14 protein-coding genes and 1 pseudogene are annotated in these 19239 nt (G+C 65.7%); 5 read left to right on the top strand and 10 right to left on the bottom strand.

Translation table 11 applies throughout. The annotated features are described in order from the left end of the window. Positions 1–18: 18 nt before the first annotated feature. Both BLT08_RS13005 and BLT08_RS13000 read right to left on the bottom strand, forming a co-directional pair. Positions 19–849, bottom strand: coding sequence for a CPBP family intramembrane glutamic endopeptidase (locus tag BLT08_RS13005; protein ID WP_090307894.1), 831 nt, complete (start codon positions 847–849; stop codon positions 19–21). A gap of 78 nt (positions 850–927) precedes the next feature. After that, positions 928–5703 (bottom strand): PAS domain S-box protein, encoded by a 4776-nt coding sequence (locus tag BLT08_RS13000; RefSeq protein WP_245724214.1) that lies wholly within the window; start codon positions 5701–5703, stop codon positions 928–930. Between the two features lie 415 nt (positions 5704–6118). Here BLT08_RS13000 and BLT08_RS12995 point away from each other — a divergent pair, with 415 nt between their 5' ends. After that, the gene (locus BLT08_RS12995; RefSeq protein WP_090307884.1) at positions 6119–6376 is read left to right on the top strand and encodes a DdfA family disk-determining factor; all 258 of its coding nucleotides are present in this window, start codon (positions 6119–6121) and stop codon (positions 6374–6376) included. 3 nt (positions 6377–6379) lie between these two features. Then, positions 6380–7240: a PAS domain-containing protein gene (locus BLT08_RS12990; protein WP_245724213.1), complete on the top strand. Its 861-nt coding sequence runs from the start codon at positions 6380–6382 to the stop codon at positions 7238–7240. A gap of 146 nt (positions 7241–7386) precedes the next feature. Here BLT08_RS12990 and BLT08_RS12985 read toward each other — a convergent pair whose 3' ends face one another. The 6 genes from BLT08_RS12985 to BLT08_RS12960 form a co-directional block, all read right to left on the bottom strand. Then, positions 7387–7743 carry a HalOD1 output domain-containing protein gene (locus BLT08_RS12985; RefSeq protein WP_090307880.1) on the bottom strand — a complete coding sequence of 119 codons (357 nt, stop codon included), beginning with the start codon at positions 7741–7743 and terminating at the stop codon, positions 7387–7389. Continuing rightward, on the bottom strand, positions 7730–8179 hold the full coding sequence (locus tag BLT08_RS12980; protein ID WP_090307875.1) for a DUF7344 domain-containing protein: 450 nt from the start codon (positions 8177–8179) through the stop codon (positions 7730–7732). The genes BLT08_RS12985 and BLT08_RS12980 overlap by 14 nt, the downstream gene beginning before the upstream one ends. Before the next feature lie 183 nt (positions 8180–8362). Next, positions 8363–9652 (bottom strand): adenosylhomocysteinase, encoded by a 1290-nt coding sequence (locus tag BLT08_RS12975; RefSeq protein WP_090307871.1) that lies wholly within the window; start codon positions 9650–9652, stop codon positions 8363–8365. A 286-nt stretch (positions 9653–9938) separates the two neighbouring features. Continuing rightward, positions 9939–10613 carry a hypothetical protein gene (locus BLT08_RS12970; protein ID WP_090307867.1) on the bottom strand — a complete coding sequence of 225 codons (675 nt, stop codon included), beginning with the start codon at positions 10611–10613 and terminating at the stop codon, positions 9939–9941. 156 nt (positions 10614–10769) lie between these two features. Further along, the gene (locus tag BLT08_RS12965) at positions 10770–12068 is read right to left on the bottom strand and encodes an amidohydrolase (RefSeq protein ID WP_090307863.1); all 1299 of its coding nucleotides are present in this window, start codon (positions 12066–12068) and stop codon (positions 10770–10772) included. A 45-nt stretch (positions 12069–12113) separates the two neighbouring features. Then, the gene (locus BLT08_RS12960; protein ID WP_090307858.1) at positions 12114–12887 is read right to left on the bottom strand and encodes an FkbM family methyltransferase; all 774 of its coding nucleotides are present in this window, start codon (positions 12885–12887) and stop codon (positions 12114–12116) included. 108 nt (positions 12888–12995) lie between these two features. Between BLT08_RS12960 and BLT08_RS12955 the strand changes: the two genes are divergently transcribed. Together BLT08_RS12955 and BLT08_RS12950 are read left to right on the top strand one after the other, a co-directional pair. Next, positions 12996–13946 carry a phosphotransferase family protein gene (locus BLT08_RS12955; protein WP_090307855.1) on the top strand — a complete coding sequence of 317 codons (951 nt, stop codon included), beginning with the start codon at positions 12996–12998 and terminating at the stop codon, positions 13944–13946. Positions 13947–14058: 112 nt separating this feature from the next. Then, positions 14059–15087, top strand: a complete 1029-nt coding sequence (locus BLT08_RS12950; RefSeq protein ID WP_090307852.1) for a stage II sporulation protein M — start codon at positions 14059–14061, stop codon at positions 15085–15087. 113 nt (positions 15088–15200) lie between these two features. On the opposite strand, the gene BLT08_RS12945 is transcribed toward BLT08_RS12950, so the two are convergent. Then, positions 15201–17834, bottom strand: a complete 2634-nt coding sequence (locus BLT08_RS12945; RefSeq protein WP_090307849.1) for a heavy metal translocating P-type ATPase — start codon at positions 17832–17834, stop codon at positions 15201–15203. 251 nt (positions 17835–18085) lie between these two features. On the opposite strand from BLT08_RS12945, the pseudogene BLT08_RS12940 reads away from it, so the two are divergent. Further along, positions 18086–18793, top strand: a pseudogene (locus BLT08_RS12940) (HAD-IC family P-type ATPase); the annotation flags it as partial. Between the two features lie 20 nt (positions 18794–18813). Here BLT08_RS12940 and BLT08_RS12935 read toward each other — a convergent pair. Further along, the gene (locus tag BLT08_RS12935) at positions 18814–19083 is read right to left on the bottom strand and encodes a hypothetical protein (protein ID WP_090307847.1); all 270 of its coding nucleotides are present in this window, start codon (positions 19081–19083) and stop codon (positions 18814–18816) included. Positions 19084–19239 lie beyond the last annotated feature (156 nt).

Raw genomic sequence — 19239 nt, 5'->3', positions numbered from 1 at the left:
GTGAAACTGATCGGGCGGCTACAGCGGAATCAGTGCGACCGCCTCGAGGACAAACGAGGGCGCAGTCTCGGCGTCGTCCAGCCCGAACTCGATCGCGAGATAGAGCATCGTGAACTGGAAGGCGTTGAGCACGGCGTGGGCGATGGTCGGCACGAGGAGGTTGTCCGTTTTCGCGTAGAGGTAGCCGAAGATCACCGAGCCGCCGAACATGATCGTGAGCGACGCGAGGGTCGCGACGAGCGTTTCGGCGAGGAGGTACATCGGGAGGTGGACGGCCGCGAAGATGACGCTCGTGACCAGAATCGCGTTCGTCCGCGAAAAGCCCTCGTAGAGGCGTTTCTGGATGACGTTCCGGAAGAGGAACTCCTCGGCGGGAGCGTTGAAGAAGAACACGATGAAGATCATGATCAGGATCATCGTCTGGTTCTCGCCGACGATATCCATCACCTGACTCTCCGCGGCGGGCACGTCGAGCAGCATAAAGAGGATACTCACGGCGTAGAGGAACACGATGATGCCGACGCTGCCGCCGATCAGGTACTTCCAGTCGTTTCGGGTCGGGACGCGGAGGTCGATCCACGACAGCCCGCGACCGGTGGCGAGCAGGTAGATCACGCCGGCTAGCGCCATTCCGACGAAGTTCAACATCAGGAGTAGCGTCCGGCCGCCCATCGAAGCGTCGCCCAGCGAGCCGCCCATGACGGCATCGAGCAGGGAAGGATCGACCAGGAAGGCGGGGAGCGTTGCGAACTCCGCCATGAGGAGACCGAAGACCGTCAGTCCGATCGCGACGAACGTCGATCGGAGCGGCGCACCGTCACGCTGTTCCGAATGCGAGGGCGTTTCCATGCGGAGGGCTACGGCATCGCCCTCCTTGGGTGTTCCTTTCTCGAAACAGCACCGAAAACGACCGACCGAACGGCCGGCTTACGCCTCGTCGGCGAACGAGAGCGCGCCGTTCTCGAACAGTTGAGCCAGCAGTCGCTGCTGGCCGATCCGGAGGTGCCGGTTGACCGTCGGCTGAGTTACTTCGAGCATCTCGGCGATCTCCTCGCCGGTGCTCTCGCGGGGCCACTCGAAGAAACCGGCCAGATACGCCGTCCGCAGCACCTCGAGTTGGCGATCGGTCAGTTCGTCGAACAGCGACGACAGCTGTCTCGTGGTGGACGATCGCCTGACGTGGCGCCGCGACTGGAGTTCGACGCCGGCGTGCCGCTCGGCGAGCATCTCGACGAACTCCCTGACGTCGGTCGTCGTGGGAACGTCGACGGTGATCATCGTTCGGTCGCCGTCGGCGGTGATCGACCGCGGGCTGGCGCCGTGACGAACCAGCCGAGAGGCGACGACGTCGCTCGTGACGGTCGCCTCGAACAGACACTGCTCGTCCGACTCGGTGACGAGTCGCGCGTCCGTTACGGAGACGAGCTCGTCGAGGACGGTACGGACATCGTCCGGCGCGACACCGTTCGTCTCGAAGAACAGCACCGTTTCCGAGCCGGAGTCGACGCCGAGGCCCTCGTACTCGACGGTCGCGCCGGTCTTCCTCGCGATTTGAGACAGCGCGTCGTCGCTGCCCTCGAGCGCGAGCGTGAGTTCGACGAGCGTCTCCGCGTGGAGCGCTTCCTGCGTCTTCGCCGCGTTCGTCGCGTTCGCGATTCCCTCGCCGAGCTCCGCAAACACCGTCCGCTCGAGGTCGGTGAAGGCGTCCGGCTCGTCGGCGTACACCGTGAGCACGCCGTAGCTGTACTCCTCGAACGACAGCGGCACGGAGAGCACCGACTGGAAGCCCGCATCGAGCGCACTGGTCCGCCACGGCTCGTCTTTGAGCCCCTCGACGACGTTTTCGACGACCGAAGGCGTCCCCGACCCGACGGTCCGAACGGACGGCTCGTCCGCGTCGGTCTCGAGATCGAACGACACCGCGTCCAGATACTCCGGTTCGGCGCCCGCCCAGCTCCGCGGCTCGAGCGTCCTTCCGGCGGCGTCGACGTCGCCGATCCAGGCGAACGCGACGGTGTCGCCCTCGACGAGCCGTTCGGGGACGGTTTGCTCGATCTCTTCGCGGCTGTTGGCGCCGATGAGCGACCGGTCGATCCCCCTAATGATCTCGGTGATCTGAATCTGGCGTCGGAGCCGCCGGTTCTGTGCCTCCAGCTCCGCGTCGCGTTCTCGAAGGCTCGCCTCGCTCTCGAGGCGGTCGAACGCGGCTTCGGTCGTCGCGACGAGGGTCTCGACCAGTCGTCGCGCCTCGTCGTCGATGGTGGCGGGCGGAGTGACCAGGACGAACACCCCGTGGTCGCCGATCGGGACCAGCAACCCGCCCGGCACGTCGCCGCCGAACAGCGGCGAGCGGTCGCTGGTCGCAGCGTCGTCGACGACCGTCTGTGAGCCGGCCAGATAGGTGTTCCAGAGCACGGAGTCGTTGTCGCCGACCGTGATCGACGGCGCGCCGTCGGTTCGATCGGCGAACTCGTCCGTGAACGCGGTCGGCTCGAACCGATTCGTTCCCGAGTCCAGCAGATACACTCCCGCGCTCCCCGGTTCGAGGATATCCGCGGCCGTCTCGACGACCAGTTCCGCGATCGCCGTCTCCGTCTCGGCGTTGAGCAGGTCGCGTGCGGTCTCGTGGAGCGACTCGAGCGTGAGTTCTCGTCTCTTCTGCTCGGAGATGTCCTTGATCGAGCCGCGGTACGCGCGGAGGTCGCCCGCCGCGTCGAAGATCGGCTCGCCGGTCGCTCGTACCCACCTGCTCTCGTCCTCGTCGGGTTGGAGCCGGGCTTCGAAATCGTACCCCCGTTCGGCGTCCATCGCGTTTCTGAGTCGGGTGCGAACGAACGGGCGATCGTCCGGATGATAGCTCTCGAGAGTCGTCTCGAGCGTGGGCGTGACGTCGCGGGAGAGGCCGTGCAATCGATAGCACTCGTCGGTCCAGGTCGCTGCCGGCGGCTCGGCGTCGACGTCCAGTTCCCAGCCACCGACCTTCGCCATGCGCTGGACCCGCTCTAACAGATCGGTCGTGCGCTCGAGTTCGCGTTCGCGCTCCTTGCGCTCGGTGATATCGCGGACGACGCCCGCGGTGCCGGCGAACTCGCCGTCGTCCATCGGTAACAGCGCAACGTGGTTCTCCGCTTCGATCACGTCGCCGTCAGCTGTCACGAGGCCCATTTCGAAGGTCCCGTACGGTTCGCCCTCGCGGAGCAGGTCGCGAACCAACTCCCTGGCCGCCTCGAGATCCGCGCTCGTCATGACGTCCGCAACGTCCCACTCGAGCATCTGCTCGGGCTCGTAGCCCGTAAGCGACTCCATCGCGTCGTTGACGAACTGGAACTCGCCCGATTCGTCGAGCGTATAGACCGGGTCACCGACCGCCTGAATGATCGTCTCGTAGCGCTCGAGTTCGCGTTCGCGTCGTTTGCGGTCGGTAATCTCCTGAAATGCCCCTCGAACTTTGACGATGGTCCCGTCCGCTTCGACCGGGTCGCCGATCGTGCGCACCCACCGTTGGTCGCCGTCGTCCGACTGGAGCCGGACCTGGAGATCGTACGGTTCGCCGTCCTCGATGGCGCGCTCGAGGGCCGACCTGACGGTCGGCCGATCCGCTGGGTGGTAGAACTCGAGCGCTCGCTCCACGTCGACCGCTTCGCTGGGCGGGAGCCCGTGAATCCGGGACACCTGATCGGTCCACTCGAGATCGTACGGCTCCTCGGTCGCGTCGAGCTCCCAGGCCCCGATGTTGGCCAGCCGCTGGGACTGCTCGAGGAGCCGCGTGGTTCGCTCGAGTCGACGCCCGTTCTCGATCTGCTCGGTGACGTCGGTGATGACACCCTCTAGCGACTCGAGTTCGCCGTTCTCGTCGAAAACGCCTCGTCCGCGTTCGCGGACCCAACGGCGGTCGCCGTCGGCCGTCTCGATCGGGAAGGTTACTTGAAACGGCTCCCGGTTCGCGACGGCCTGCTGAACCGTCTCCCACAGCTCGCCGTGTCGCTCGAGGATGATATCCGAAGCCCAGTTCACGTCGTCGTTCTCCAGCATTTCGGGGTCGTAGCCGGTGAGTTCGAAACAGCCCTCGCTGACGAAGTCGAACGGCCAGTCCGGCTCGTTCCGACACCGGTACACCATCCCCGGGACGTTGCTCATCAACGTCGAGAGCTGGCGTTCGCGCTCTTTGCGTTCGGAGATGTCGCGACCGATCCCCGTGACGACGGCGTTCCCGTCGAGATCCTCGAGTCTGGCGCCGATGAACTCGTAGGGAATCGACTCGCCGTCGGCGGTGAGCAGCGACACCTCCACTCGCGCGGAGCCCGTCTCGAGCGCTTCGTCGATCGCGTCGGCGACCAGTCGCTGATCCGCGGGCGAAAAGAACTCGGCGGCGTTCATCGACTCGATCTCCGCTGTCGAGAAGCCGGTCACCGACGAGAGCGTCTCGTTCCACCGCTGAATCTCGCCGTTCCCGTCGATAACGTAGAAGACGTCGTCGACGGCGTCGAGCAACTCGTCGGTGTACGCCGTGTGCCGCTGTAACTCCCGTTCGCGAGCCTTCTGCTCGGTGATGTCGCGACTGATAGCCACGAACCGGTTCGCCTCCGGGAGATCGAGGTGCAGCAGCTGTATCTCGACGGGAAACTCCGAGCCGTCACGGCGCAGATAGCGCCCTTCGAACGTCCGTCGGTCACCGACCGACAGCTCCTCGAGGATCGACTCGACATCCGCTTCGTCGACCAGTTTGTCGTACGTCCAGATCCCCGTCCCGAGCAGTTCGCCCTCCTCGTACCCCAGTTCGGTACGGAGCCGTCGGTTCGCGTCGACGATCCGCCCGTCGGCGTCGAGAACGTCGATCATGTCGGGAGCGCTCTCGAACAGCGTCTCGAGCCGCGCGTTCGCCGCTTCCAGTCGCTGTTCGCGTTCCTTCCGCGCGGTGTCATCCCGACCGGAGACGACGATCGAGGCGACCTCCCCCGCCTCGTTCGTCACCGGCCGAAACGTGCCGCTCACCCACCGTCGATTCCCGTCCGGGTCGTTCAATTGCGCTTCGTACTCGACGTACACGCCGGATTCGGCGCGGTCGATCCACGCTTGTACGTCCCCAGTCGGCGTGTCAGCCCACCAGGACATCGCTGGGAACGGCTCGCCGATCGCTTCCTCCCGGTCGCTGTCGAGATACTCGAGGGCCGTCTCGTTGATCCGTCGCACCGTCCCGTTCGGATCGAGCAGGGCGACGAGCGTCTTCGGATCGTCGAAGACCGCTTCGAACTGTCGGTCGCGTTCTCGAACCGTCGTCGCGAGCGTCTCGATGGCCGCCGACAGTCGACCCAGTTCGTCGTCGCGCTCGAGGTCGAACGTCGGCTCCGCCTCTCGGACCCGGCTCGTGTCGACTCGTGCCGATGCGTCCGCGGCTCGGTCGTTCGGGGCCGGTGCCTTCGCGGTTGGTTCGTCCGGTACCGGTGTATCCGGGTCCGTCTCGTCCCGTTCCGTCGCGTCTGCAGCGGCTCCGTTCCGACTCGTTCCGTCTCCTCCCCTCCCGTCCCGGCTCGACGCCGGCAGCGAACTGTCGGCCGTGAACTCGGCGACGAACGACTCGAGGTCGGTCGCGAGTCGCTCGAGGGCGGTATCTCGGTCCGGATCACCGGATGCGGCGAGTCCGAACAGTAACGGCAGGACGACCGGAATGCCCGGCGTCGGTTCCGCTATCGGACTCGGATCCATCGATGCCGTCGGTCCGACGGAACTCGATACAACAACCAGTAAACCGATCAACGCGCCGAACGCGAGCGAGAGGAGGCCGAGAGCGAGCAGTCGGATCTCTCGACCGGTGAGACACACGAACGATCCCCTGCAAGACGAAGGGATAGCCATACAGCGCGTACGCAACGCCCACAAATGATGTTCGCGGTTTTAGATTTCTCCACACTTAATATATTTAAGAACTGTATTATTGAAATAAGATTGTCGGAGAGAAGGGAGAGGAGAGACGGCCCAGAGCGCGACGGGTTCGGTACGAGTACCCGGACGGAGTCGTGCGGTTTCGTCCGGGCTTCTATACACGTAGTGTCTCAATCGCAACGAGATTACGTGTATAATGGACAGGAGAATAGCCGTCGTTCGCGTTCGGACGAACATAATGCCCGAAGCGACGCTCGATTACCACAACGATTCGATCAGCCTCACCGTTATCGACGCCCTCGCCGACGCGACCGAGACTGATCCGACCGAACTCGAGCCCCTTTACCACGTCGTCGACCCCGAAGCGCTCGATCAGCTATTTACTGGGAACGCGACGGTCAACGGCCGGGTCCAGTTCTCGTACGGTGATCACGCCGTCGAAGTCCGAAGCGACGGGACCATCCTGATCGACGGAACGGTCCATGTTCGTGCGTAAGCGGTGGCTACTGCCGACTCGAGTGACGTGCCCGCTACCGATGGTCGACAGCACGCGGCTCGAGCGACCGACTCGAGCGGCGGCCAACTGGAGATGATTCCATCGATCGCGACGAGCGACGGCGACTGTCCGCCGGTTTCCAACTCGATCACCGCGCTCGTCGTCGCGAACGATCACCGGTACGGAGACTACCTCGAGGCGACCACCGGGGACGAGTTCACGATCCGGACGGCCGAGTCGATCACGGACGCGATGGCGCGGCTCGAGGACGTCGACTGTCTCATCAGCGAGTACACGCTGGCGGACGGCGACGGCCTCGACCTGCTCGACCGGGTAACTGATCGAACGCCCACCTTACCGATCGTCTTCCTCGTGGACGGCACCGACGACTCGTCGGTCGCCGTCGACGCGATCCATAGCAACCGATGGGCCGACTGCGTCGCCCACCCCGACACGACGACGCTTCCCGACCGACTGCGACACCGCGTCGAGACGCTCGTCGAACACCGCCGACTCGCCGCGCTCTCCCGCCGATCGCTCGCCAGCGTCGAACTCGCCCAGGACGCGGTCGCCATCACCGCACCCGACGGCAATCTCGAGTTCGCCAACCGATCGTTCGCGATGCAGTTCGGCGCCGATCGCGACGCGCTCTGCGGGACGGTCTGGCAGACGTTGTTCACCGACGACAGCGTCGAGCGCCTCGAGACCACCGCGATCCCGACCGTCACGGACGGCTGGCGCTGGACCGGCAGCTGTACCGGACTGCGAGGATCGGGCGAGCCGTTCGACGTCAGGGTTCGGCTCGGGGGACTCGAGGACGGGAGCCTCGTGTTCGGCGTGGATACGCCGACCGTCGAAGGGTGAAACTGCGGGACGAAGCGCCGAAGACGAAAGCGCCGAAGACGAGAACGAACACGCGCGTCGCGCACGACGCCGGCGGGATGGTTAGCCGTGCCGAACGGTTCGACACCGCGAGAGACCGTATCGGGTCCCGAGAGAGTAGTGTCAGCTCACAACGACTCGGTGTCGGTCGGCTCGTAGATCTGAATCCAGCCGTCGCTCCTGACTTTGACGAGGTAGTCGGTGTAGTGAAATTCGACGGTTCCCGTCCCTCGTCGAGGTGCGGTTCCCGCACTGGAGCCGAAGAACGCATCTTCGATGCCGGCCACGTCGACAGTCTCGTACAGCGGCGGGGATTTCACCTCGCTCGGGGAAACGTCAGCGGCTTCCGCGATGGCGAACACGATCGGCGTCGTGAGGCCGCCGTCTCGGTCGGGTTCGTAGTGTCGCTGTGCGACCTGTCGCCAGTGAGTGTCCCCGCTGAGGGCCGGTTCGCCGCCACTGATTCTCCCGTTATTGCTCTCCATCGTTCATCTCACTTCGCGCGTGCGTTTCTTGAGCGCCGTCGAGAGTCGCCCCCATGCCCGCGAGCGCGGTCAAAACCTGTTCGGCGTTCCCGGCGGTCGTGATCGTTTCGGACTCGTCGGCGAAGGTGATGACACCCTCGTCGACGAGCTTGGGAACGTGGGCGTGATAGAGCGAGACGTACACCCGCTCTCGTTGGCCGTCGGTAACCTCATGGTCGGGAACGTCGTTCTCCCACGCGGCGATTTTCGTCGCCAGATCGATCAGCGACCAGTTCGCATCCTCCAGGAGCGTGTAGCAGAGATACCGACGCCGAGGGTGGCCGAGCGCCTCGTAGACGTGATCCAACTCCAGTATCTCTCGCGGCGGGAGATCCCCGGCCGACGAGCGTTCCGTGTGGGCATCGTCTCTGCCATCCCACTTGGTATCATCACTCATGGTGCTGGAGAGGATGCGACCCTCAGCCATTAACCTTCGTTGTCAACCGACTACACAATACGACGCGACCGCGAGGCATCTCACCGGTTACAGGGTTCATCGAGGCCCGCCGAGACCGGCGAATCCGGTTCGGTTCGCGGATCACCCGACTCGGGACGCGGCTCGCCGTCGGTCGCCGGGACTCTACGTTCCGTGGTCCCAGCTCCCCATGTAGTCGCGTTGGGTGTCCGTCAGCGAGTCGAAGTCGACGCCTTCGGCCGCGAGTTTGATCTCCGCGATCTCCTTGTCGAGTTCGTCGGGGACGTCGTGGACGCCGGCCTCGTACGCGTCACTGTTCTCGAGCATCTCGCGAACACAGACGGCCTGAATACCGAACGACTGATCCATCACTTCGACGGGGTGGCCCAGCGAGATCGGCGCCGCGAGGTTCACGAGTCGCCCCTCGGCGATGACGTTGAGTCGGCGACCGTCCGCGAGTTCGTACGCTTCGACGCCGTCGCGGGCCTCGTAGCGGTCAACAGCGAGGTCGTCGAGCGCCTCGAGGTCGATCTCGATGTCGAAGTGCCCCGCGTTGGCGAGCAGGACGCCGTCGTTCATCGACTCGAAGTGCTCCTCGACGATGACGTCGCGGTTGCCCGTCGTCGTCAGGAAGACGTCGCCCACTTCGGCCGCCTCGGTCATCGGCATCACGTCGTAGCCCTCCATGTGGGCCTCGAGCGCGCGCCGGGGCTCGACTTCGGTGACAATGACGTTCGCGTTCTGGCCAGAGGCCTTCCGAGCGACGCCCTTGCCGCAGTAGCCGAAGCCGGCGACGACGACGTTTTTGCCGGCCCACGAGAGGTTCGTGGTCATGGCGATCGACGCGAGGGAAGACTCGCCGGTGCCGTGGACGTTGTCGAACAGCCGCTTCATCGGGGTGTCGTTGACCGCGAAGACGGGATACTCGAGCGCCCCGTCGTCGTCCATCGCGCGCAGGCGGTGGACGCCCGTCGTGGTCTCCTCGGCCCCGCCGACGATGCCGTCGATCAGTTCGGGGTAGTCCTCGTGGATCGCGGCGACGAGGTCCATCCCGTCGTCGACCGTCACGGTCGGCTCGTGGGCGATGACGGCCTCGATCGCGGCGTAGTACTCCTCGTCGTCGACGCCGCGTTTGGCGTAGCTCGTGATGTTCTCGTGGGTGTCGAGCGCCGCGCTCACGTCGTCGTGAGTCGACAGCGGGTTGCAGCCCGTGACGGCGACTTCCGCGCCGCCCTCCGCGAGCGTCTCGACCAGGATCGCCGTCTTCGCTTCGACGTGCATCGCCATCGCGATTCGCTCGCCCTCGAAGGGCTGGTTGGCGACGAACTCCTCGCGGACGTGCTCGAGGATGGGCATGTGCTGGGTCGCCCAGTCCATCTTTCGGCGGCCTTCCTCCTGTGCGGCCTCGAGATCCGCCAGTTGCTCGCTGATCGGCGGATACGCAGTGTCGGTCATACGATAACTGAGTAGGAGGGGAGGCAAAACGCTACCGAACCCGGACCGTCGTTGGCAGGGGTCGGTCCGAGCCCAGTCTCCGCGAGCCGTGTCGCTCGAGCGCGTGAAAAACGGTTACAACGAAAGGGTCGGTGTGGACCGAGTCTACGCGATTCGATCAGGACGCTTCGCGTACCGTCAGCGTCGCGATCGGTCCGAACGGCGGCGACGGGATCGTGCCTCTGACAAGGTGGAACTCGAATCCGTCGGTCGACGTTCGGCGGTCGGTTCGAGGACGATCAGATCATTACTCGGCGCCGTTCGCGTGGGACGGTGGGCCCCCGCCGTTACCGTGCCCGCGGTCGTCGTCGTCTCCGTCGCCGTCATCAGACGGACCGCCGGCGTGAGCCGGTGGTCCCTGGCTGCTCTCGGTGTCGTTACTCGGTGGGCCGGCGTGGCTCGGCGGGCCCGCGTGATCCGGTGCGTTACCCGGGTTGTTCTGGACGACAAAGGAAGCGATCTGGAGCCCCCGCGGCTCGTCGTCGGTCACGTTGTTGGTCTTGAACTCGTTGAGAAGTTGCCCGAAGTTCTCCGGCTCCTCCTCGACCGGCTCGAGGATCGTCGTCGTCTCGACGGACTCGTCGTCGACGGTCGCCTCGAGCGAAATTTCGACGCTCTCGTTACCCGTCGGTGCCTCGAGGTCGACCGTTCCGTTCTCGTCGGTCGTGTGCGTCCCCGCGTCCACGTACGAGGCGTTCTCGTCGACGGTCGAAACGGTCACATTGACGTTTTCGATGACCTCTCCGTCCACGATGGCGGAGTATCCATCATCGGTCGATTCGACGTTGATCGACGGATCGTCCTCACCGCTGTTAGTTGCTGCGCCCGCAGCTGCGCTCGCTGCGACAACGCCCGGCAGTGCGAGCGCCGACAGCACCACGACAGCGGCGAACACCACTGCGAATAGTTTTCGATTACTCATCCACTCAGATATTCAGTACTTCGTGAATAAACCCCGTCGGCAGTTCTCGACGATTCCGGACCAATGTGAGCGCCTGAGAGACAGTTCGAGCGTTTATAACTAGTTCTGAACGTTCAATTCGGTTCACTGTACCGATTGTTCAACCGAACGGCTGGGTCAGTTTTCGGCACGATCGACCAGCGCTTCGGCGGCCTCGCTCGCCTGCGTTCGAACCGCCTCCTCGTCGAGGGACCGCACGTCGCGGTCGCACATAAGCACCTGACCGTCACAGACGGTGTGGCGAACATCCGAAGCCGCGGCGGCGTACGCGAGGTGGCTCACGAGGTCGTGACGCGGCGTCAGGTGAGCGGACTCGAGGTCCAGCACAGCGAGGTCGGCGGGTGCCCCTTCCTCGAGTCGACCGACGTCGAGTCCGATTGCGTCCGCGCTGCCCTGCGTCATCATCTCGACCACCGATTCGGCGGGGACCGCGCTCGCGTCGCCGGTCTCGAGTTTGCCGATCATGGCCGCGTCGCGGGCCTCGTCGAGCATCGAGAGGTCGTTGTTCGAAGCCGCGCCGTCGGTGCCGATACCTACCGTCACGCCCGCGTCGAGCATGCGCTGGACCGGGGCCATCCCGCTCGCGAGTTTCATGTTCGAGGCGGGACAGTGGACCACGCTCGTCCCGGCTTCGGCGAGCAGACCGATCTCGCTCTCGTCGAGGTGGACGCCGTGGGCGACGAAGTCGCCCTCCTGGACCATCCCGCGTTCTGCGGCGTAGGCCATCGGTCGGACGCCGTGTTCCTCGACGATCGGCGTCACCTCGTTCGTCGTCTCGTTGGCGTGGTAGTGGATCGGCACGCCGAGGTCGCGAGCCTGCGGGACGAACTCCTCGAGATACTCGCTGCCGATCGTCGTCAGCGAGTGGGGCATAAACGCCGTCGAGATCCGGCCGTCCGCGCGGCCGTCGAGTTCCTCGGCCACTTCGAGCCCCTCTCGAGCGTCCTCGCGGGCCTCCTCGTCGTTCGACGCGACGGTGACGATCCCGTGACCGAGACGGGCGCGGAGCCCGGCCTCCTCGACCGCGTCGGCGATGTTCGGGACCATGAAGTACATGTCCGCGAAGGCGGTCGTCCCGGATTTGATCATCTCGAGTGCCCCGAGTCGCGTGCCGTGGTAGACGTCGTCGGGCGTCAGTTCGGCTTCGGTCGGCCAGATATCCTCCTGAAGCCAGGCGTCGAGAGACTTGTCGTCGGCGTAGCCGCGCATGAGCGTCATCGCGACGTGACAGTGGCCGTTGACGAAGCCGGGCGTGACCAGCGAGTCGGTGGCGTCGAGGGTTTCGTCGGCATCGCTCGCGAGGTCGTCGCCGACCTCGAGAATCTCGCCGCCGTCCTGATCGACCAGTACGTCCGCGCGCGTGACCGTGATGTCGGGCAACAGCACCTGCCCGCCGGTGATCGCCAGTGTCGTCATGGGATGGAGTTTCTCCCGCGAGGGCCTTATACTGTCGAAAGGGCGTCAGCGTGGTTCGCATCGCCAGTAGCGCTTGCGCTCGTAGACTTCGTAGTCGAGGGCCTCGAGTATCGCCCTCGTTTCCCCCGGCACGTCCCCCGCGAGCCCCTCGTCGTGAAGTTCGACGAAAACGGTCGGTCGGTGGCGCTCGAGCGTCGTTCGAGCACCGCGGAGGACGGCGGGAGCCGCGCCCTCGACGTCGATTTTGAGGTGATCCGGCGGCCAGAGGTCGTCCTCGAGCACGATATCGTCCAGCCGACGGATCGGAACCGACGGTACGTCGGCGACGGCGGCTCCCCAGCGGGTCGCGCTCGCGCGGTCGAACGCCGACAGTTCGGGGTACGTCGAGACGTAGAACGGGTGCTCGCCGCTCTCGTCGCCGACGCCGCAGGCCAGGACGTCGATCCGGCGCTCGAGATCGTTCGCGCGAACGTTTCGCCGCAGTCGCTCGACGGTAGTCGACGAGGGCTCGAACGCGACGACGCGGCGACCGGGCGCGCCGCTCGCCAGCGCGAGTGCGTAAATCCCCACGTTCGCGCCGATATCGTAGACGACGTCCGACGGCCCACAGCAGGCGGCCAATTTGGCGAGCATCGCGTCGCTCCCGTGGCGGTTGAGCGGCTCGTAACAGCGAACCGTCCCCGCCGACGTCCGATTACGGCGCGCGAGGAGTTCGCGGTCGTAGTTCGCCGCGGCGAGGCGGTAGTACCCTCGATAGCCGACGCTGCGAGCGGCCTGAAGCGTCCGATTCGCGAGAGACACCAGTTCCGACGTCTCCATCCACTCGGTGGTTTCGAGACGGATGCGATTGTATATGCGGTCCCTACGCCGACGCCAAGGGCGGAGTTCGGCCAAACGACTACGTCGAGCACGGTGTATCCCTCGAGTATGGAGGCGGAGACGGTCGAGCGACTCGTCGCCGACGCGCTCGAGGCCGAGGTCCGGTCGTGGTACCGGCCGCGGTCGGGGTCAGTTGCGGAGACCGTCGTCTGTCGGCTCGAGACGGGTGACTGTGGTGGGGAGGACCGGCCCTCTCGAGTCGTCTGCAAACGCGGTGGGGCGAGCGTCTGGACGGACGACGTGATCGAACCGCTCGTCCTCGAGTACGTGGCCGAAGCGACCGACCTACCGGTCCCCCGCGTCCTCGCGTCGGGATCGGTCGAACTCGAGGGCGAATCGAACGATCCCCTCGAGCGCTGGGCGATCTACGAGTTTCGGGAGGGGCGGAATCCCGGGCCTCGGTATCTCGACCTCGAGCCGGCCGTTCGCCGACGGCTCGTCGCCGACGCCGGCGAACTGCTCGGACGGCTCCACGCGACGTCGGCACTCGCGTTCGACCGCGTCGGCGGACTGGCACGCGGCGCGGACGACCGATCGCTCCGCCTTCGAGCGCCCGACGGCTGGCACGCCGTCGATCCAGGGTGGCCACTGACGGGCTTTCCGGTCCCCCTGGCGGGCGACGAGGGCTGCCGTCCGGTGGTGACCCACGGCGACTACCAGCCGAGTAATCTCCTCGTCGACGACGAGGGTGCCGTGACGGCCGTCCTCGACTGGGGCAACGCCCACGTTACGCACGCCGAGTACGCGCTGGCTCGAGCGGAAGCCCGGTTCGTCGACGTCTACGCGGGCCGGCTCCCGCGGGCCGAACGGGAGCGGCTTCGAGGGCTGTTTCGGCGGGCGTACGCGAACGATGCGCCGCTCGAGACCGGGTTCGATCGGCGCGCGTCGATCTACAAACTGCTGTGGGTCGCCCAGTCCGGGGCGAACTACCTGCGAATCGCTCGCGAGCCCCGCGGCCGACGACAGCTTCGGACGCAGGTACGGCGGCTGCTCGAGTGAGTCGAAGCCGAAACGAGTCGCACGTTCGCCTCGAGAGCGTCGCGGCGGGGTAGAGCCGTATCCGTCCCGGACAGTCGGCGGATTTATCCACTCATTTGTCGACACGTCGACTATGAACGGAAGCGAGGACGACCGCAACGGTCGGACCGAGACGGACGCCGAGAACCGCGACGGGTACGGCGTGAATCGCGACTGGGAGCGCGACCGCGAGCAGTCTCGAGTCGACGACCGGCCGACCGTCGACATCGGTGACGACCGATCGGTCTCGAGTCCGACACCGGACGCGGACCCCCCTCGAGAGCGAGCCCCGGAGCCCCCGGAACCCCCGGATCCCGAGACGATCCGCAACTGGACCGCGCTCACGGTCGCGCTCGCGGTGGTCTCGCTCGCGAGCGCCGCGGCGATTTTCGTCGCCTACGACGCGCCGACGGCCGCCGCCGGTGCCGTCGTCCTCGGTGCCGGGTTCGGTGCCATCGCGCTCGTCGGGCGGACGGCCTCACCCGCCGTTTTCGGCCACCTCGACGATGCCTGGGCCGAACATCGGCTGTACGTCTGGTTCTCGACCGGACTGTTCGCCCTCGGCGCCCTCCTCGGTGCACTGCTCTACTTCGCCGGCGTGAACCTGATCGATTTCTTCCTCGAGATGATCATGGAGGAGTTCGGCGAGGACGAACTCCCCGGCGGGACGGACGGCGAACTCGGCGAGGAAGCCGGGTTCGAGCTCACGGCCTCGTTTTTCATCGTGAACAACACGCCGCCGTTCCTGGCCGCCATCTTCGGTGCGCTCACGCTGGGGTTACTGACGTTCGTCATCATGGTCTTCAACGGCGTGATCGTCGGGAACATCGCCGTGTTCGCCGGGTTGGAATCCGGGTTCGGCGTCATTCTCGCACTGCTCGTCCCCCACGGCATCTTCGAACTGCCGGCGCTGTTCATCGCCGCCGGCGTGGGCTTTCGGTTCGTCCATCGGGTCGGACAACGAATCGCCGGCACTCGAGACGCGCTGTTCACGAAGGGGTATCTCCTCCGGACCGCCGCGCTGGTCGTCTTCGCGTGGCTGATCCTCGTCCTCGCCGCGTTCGTCGAGGCCTACGTGACGTTTCTCATCGCGGACGCGCTCTTCCCGAACGCGACCGGATAGTGGCCCGGATACGGCAGGTCAGGATAAAACGTACGCTCGCCTCACATCTCACTCGCCACGCTCACGACGGAAAACCGTGCCACACGCGAACTGAAAACCCTCGTTTCTATTGACTACCGACGGAACCACTCGAGCGGCTTCAGTACCGCCAACCGATAGTCCTCGTGGGGGTCGTACTTCGCGAACGAGAGGCTGTTCGCCATCACGCTCACGCTCGAGGCGGCCATCGCCAGCCCCGCCAGCGCCGGATTCAGGAGCCCCAGCGAGGCGATGGGGATCAGCGTCGTGTTGTAGGCGAAGGCCCAGAACAGGTTCTGGCGCACCTTCGAGATGGTCGCCTCCGAGATCCTGACGGCCTTCAGCACGTCCGCCGGATCGTCGCGCATCAGCGTCACGTCCGCCGACTCGATGGCCACGTCGGTGCCCGAGCCGATGGCGACGCCGACCTGTGCGGTCGTGAGCGCGGGCGCGTCGTTGACCCCGTCGCCGACCATCATGACTCGAGCCCCCTCCGACTGCAGGTCCTCGATGTGGTCTGCCTTATCCTCAGGGAGGACTGCCGCACGCACGTTGTCGGGATCGATGCCGACCTGTTCGGCGACTGCTCGAGCGGTGCGCTCGTTGTCGCCGGTGAGCATGACGACCTCGGTGCCCCGTTCGCGCAGAGCCGCGACGGTCTCTTTCGCACTCTCGCGAACCTCGTCGGCCACCGCGAGCACGCCCAAGAGTTGGCCGTCCACCGCGACCGGCATCGCCGTCTTCCCCTCGCGCTCGAGTCGCGTCAGCGTCTCCTCGGCGGGTTCGGTGTCGATGCCCGCGTCCTCGAGCAGCTTTCGACGACCGATCAGCACGCTGCCGCGGTCGGTCTCGGCGCGGATCCCGTGGCCGGGGACGTTCTCGAACTCGCTGACGTCGCCGACGTCGATCCCTCGTTCCGCACAGCCCTCGACGATCGCGCGGGCGATCGGGTGTTCGGAGCCGGATTCGGCCGTCGCCGCGGCACCGAGGACGAGCGACTCGAGGTCCTCCTCGCGTTCGGTTAGGAGACCGCCGTCCGCCGCAGTATCGCCGCCGTCGGTGGCGGCTCGCTCGCCCACGAGTTCGACGTCCATCAGCACCATCTCGCCGTGGGTCAGCGTCCCCGTCTTGTCGAAGACGATGGTGTCGATACCGCGGACCTGCTCGAGCACGTCGCCGCCCTTGAACAGCACGCCGTTCGTGGCGGAGAGGGTCGAGCCGACCATCGTCGCCGCGGGCGTCGCCAGCCCCAGCGCGCAGGGACAGGCGATCAGCAGGGCCGAAGCGAGCACGACGACCGAGAACTCGAGGACCGGCACGCCGCCGATGACGGGGCCGCCGCCGACGGGCTCGAGGATCGGAATCCAGCTCCCGAGCGCCGACGAAACGCCGTACAGCGCGTCCGGAAAGAGGAACCAGAGCGTCGCCCAGAGAATCGCGTTGACGATCACCGCGGGGACGAAGTAGGCGCTCACTTTGTCGACCAGCCGCTGGATCTCGGGCTGGCGCGACTGGGCCTCTTTCACCCGATCGACGATCTGCTGGATCGCCGTCTCGGAGCCGACTTTGGTGGCCTCCACGAGGAGCACGCCGTTCTCGTTGATCGTCGAGCCGACCACTTCGTCGCCCTCGCCCTTCTCGACTGGGACGGACTCGCCGGTGAGCATCGACTCGTCGACGGCACTCTGGCCGTCGACTACCACGCCGTCCGTCGGAATCCGCTCGCCCGGCCGGACCTTCATCACGTCGCCGACCGTGACGTCCTCGAGTGGGACCTGCCGTTCGTCTCCGTCTTCCACGACGGTCGCCTCCTCGGCCTCCATCTGCAGGAGTTCGCGGAGGGCGTTGCCGGCCCGAGCCTTCGATCGGACCTCGAGCCAGTTGCCCAGCGTGATGAACCAGAGGATGAAGGCGACGGCCTCGAAGTAGAGCCCGCCGGTGATCGCGCCGGCCAGCACCGCCGTACTGTAGACGTAGCCCGCGGAGGTGCCGACGGCCACCAGCGTGTCCATGTTCGCTCGCCGATTGTGCGAGAACGCCCGCCAGGCGCCGCGGAGGAACTCCATCCCGAGCGTCCCCATCAGGACCGTCGCGAGGACGAACTCGAGCCAGCCCGGCGGATGGGCCAACGCCGCCGGAATCGGCGAGGCGACGCCGGCGAGGCCGAACAACATCTCGATCATCATCGGCAGGAACGCGAGCGTGAGGAGTCCGCCGCCGATCACCAGTCGTCGCTGGCGCCGAAGCTCCTTCTCGACGGCGCGCTCGCGCTGGCTCGAGCCCTGCGTTCCGTCGGTGTCGTCGCGCTCGTCGCGGACAGGTTCGTAGCCGGCCGCCTCGATAGCCGTGTGAATCTCACCCAGCGAGACGTCGTTCGGGTTGTACTCGACGCGAGCCTCGTCGGACGCGAAGTTCACGTCCGCTCGAATCACGCCCGGCAGTTCCGTGACCGCGTCCGCGACGGAGCCGGAACACGTCGAACAGGACATCCCCATCACCGTGATCGTCTCCGACTCCGAAGCGGCCTCGTAGCCCGCGTCGTCGATGGCGTCGTAGATCTCGGCCAGCGAGACGGCCTCGGGGTCGTACGCGACCGTCCCCTCGTCGGTCGCGTAGTTCGCACTCGCCGACTCGACGCCCTCGAGGCCCGCCACCGCGTCCTCGACGGTCCCCGAGCACGTCGAACACGACATGCCGGTGATCTCGAGGTGCGCTCGTCTGGTGCTCATGTATAGCTGTACGGGATAGACGTTCAAGCGGATTGTGCTTTTGAATATAAGAATATCTTCGAGCGCGAGTTTCGAAACTAAACTCGATCGACTCACCGGCCGAACGATTGAAGCCGGTCGTTATCGGACCGTCCTCGTTCGGCTCCGTACGTCAGTCGAGCCTGTGATACGGTTGGTTTCGAAAGAAGAGTCGCCAGCTAGCAGGCGCTGGTACCGACGTGGTGGTTACCGCCACGGTGGTCACTATGGGTGTCTCCGTCGGCGGTCCCAACCTGCTCCGATATCTCGAGGTCGAACCGTCCACCGACCTCGAGCGCTTCGCGGACGAGGCCGGCGCTCGGGGCGAGGGCGTCGTCTACGTGTTACACGACGAGGAAATCGTCGGCGCGGTCGCGCTGGCAGACGTGATCCGCGAGGAGAGCTTCGAGGCCATCGACGCGCTCCACGGGATGGGCGTCGAGGTCGCGATGCTGACCGGCGACGACGCGGACGTGGCCCACAGCGTCGCCGACGAACTCGGCATCGACACCGTCTTCGCCGAGGTACTGCCCGAGGACAAAGACGAGAAGATCCTCGAGTTACAGGATCGAGGCCACCTCGTCGCGATGGTCGGCGATGGCGTCAACGACGCGCCCGCGCTTACTCGAGCCGACGTGGGAATCGCCATCGGCTCGGGCACCGACGTGGCCGTCGAGTCGGCGGACGTGGTGCTCGTCGAGAACGACCCGCGCGACGTCGCCAGCCTCGTCCGACTGAGCGCGAAGAGCTACCGGAAGATGCAGGAGAACATCGTCTGGGCGGCCGGCTACAACGTGTTCGCCCTGCCGCTTGCCGCTGGGATCCTCGCGCCGATCGGCATCTTACTCTCGCCGGCCGTCGGCGCGGTGCTCATGTCCGCGAGTACGGTGATCGTCGCGATCAACGCGCAGTTGCTCCGGCGGGCGGATCTGTCGGTGTGAGGAGGTATCCGAGAACTGTTTTACAGTAGGATCTGACCTACTCCCCCGAGAAGCACAAGGACCGCCCCGAGGAACATCGCCCAGACCCACCGATCCGCTGGCACAGATGCAGACGGATTCTCCGAGAATCCTAGGACAAAAAGCGCACTACAGACCGTTCCGACGCCGCCTATCGCCATCAGTGCGGCTGCGATACCGGTGTTTCCGGCGGCGACACTCGAGAGCCCCATCGCTCCGACAACGACGCCACAGAGGATCGTCGACGCGTAATAGAGACGTGTAGTATCCATATCTAATCCTGTACTGGCAGGTAAGTAACAGTTTCCGTGGGAGCGGGCGAAACTCCACCTCGAGAGCAAGGCCAACGAGAACTCGGTTGCTGTTCCCGGGTCGCTATGGGAGTTCGGTTCGAAGTGACGACTACAGCTCGGCCGTGTCTTCAGAGA

It is taken from the genome of Natronorubrum texcoconense, assembly GCF_900100335.1.
GTDB lineage: Archaea > Halobacteriota > Halobacteria > Halobacteriales > Natrialbaceae > Natronorubrum > Natronorubrum texcoconense.
Note: the sequence above shows the minus strand (reverse complement) of the source record. Positions and strands in the feature narration are given on the sequence as shown.